This window comes from Mesorhizobium sp. M1A.F.Ca.IN.022.07.1.1, assembly GCF_003997575.1.
Classification (GTDB): domain Bacteria; phylum Pseudomonadota; class Alphaproteobacteria; order Rhizobiales; family Rhizobiaceae; genus Mesorhizobium.
This window is the reverse complement of sequence record NZ_RZST01000678.1, coordinates 1-889: the sequence shown is the minus strand read 5'-3', so window position 1 is coordinate 889 and position 889 is coordinate 1. Positions and strand designations below refer to the sequence as shown.

Below are 889 nucleotides of genomic sequence, written 5' to 3'. Positions count from 1 at the left end.
GCTCGGCAATCTGCGCATCCTTTGCGGCCTCACGCTCAGCGGCCTTGGCAGCATCCGAATTGGCGAGGAACAAGCCGGCCTGCTTGCGCAGATCCCGCATGTTCGGCAGCCGCACGCGGTCAAGCTGACCGTCGGGCAGATCGCGGACTTCCTCCACCGTGCGGATGCCGGCGGTACGCAGCACATCCGCCTGCTCCGGTGTGACGCCCGACCAGGCCGCAAGCGCCGTGCCGTTGAGCGGGATTTCACGGCCTGCCTTGAAGGCCCCGTAAGCCGGCTCGATCTGGCTCCAGCGAGCGGTCATGAAGCGCAGCTTCTCGCCGTCCTGATCCTCGCCCATCAGCGACGGATCGGGCAGCAGATGGCGTACGCGTTCCGTAGTGCGCGTGTTGAGCGGCGAATGCGATGGCGAGTACGTCACCCAATCTTCCGGCTGAAGCTCAAGGATGCGCCGATTGCTGGCGTCGAGCTTGTAGCCCTTGGTGTCGCACTTCTCGGTCACCGGGTCGCCCTTGACCGGCAGTTTCTCGTAGCTCGTCTTGAACCCGATCACGCGGATAAGGGGCTGCGCTTCGCTCATAGGTTTCGGCTCCTGAAAACGTTGTGGGCGCCAGCGGCGCCCTACTGGTTGATCACATCGACGATGCCGGGAAACTCGGCGAGCAGCGCTGCCCACTCGGCTTCCGACAGGTTTTCAGCCTTGGCCAGGTTGACCGCGTTGCGATGTTCGCCGCCGTTCCAAAGCTGGCGGAATTTCGGGAAGATGCCGGCCTGGGGATCGACTGCGACGGGCTCGGCGGGTGCTTCGTTCTTGTCGGACTTGTCGACCCTGTCTGGCACTCCTTCGCTGTTGAGGAAAAAGGCGGGCCACGCTTCCGCAGCCCTCCCC

2 protein-coding genes are annotated in these 889 nt (G+C 64.3%); both read right to left on the bottom strand.

Translation table 11 applies throughout. The features are described 5' to 3' along the window. Positions 1–580: hypothetical protein (locus EOA75_RS33345; protein ID WP_127326171.1), on the bottom strand; the 580-nt coding region annotated here is incomplete at its 3' end. 41 nt (positions 581–621) lie between these two features. Continuing rightward, the coding region (locus EOA75_RS33340) for a hypothetical protein (RefSeq protein ID WP_206517136.1) at positions 622–889 on the bottom strand (268 nt) is incomplete at its 5' end.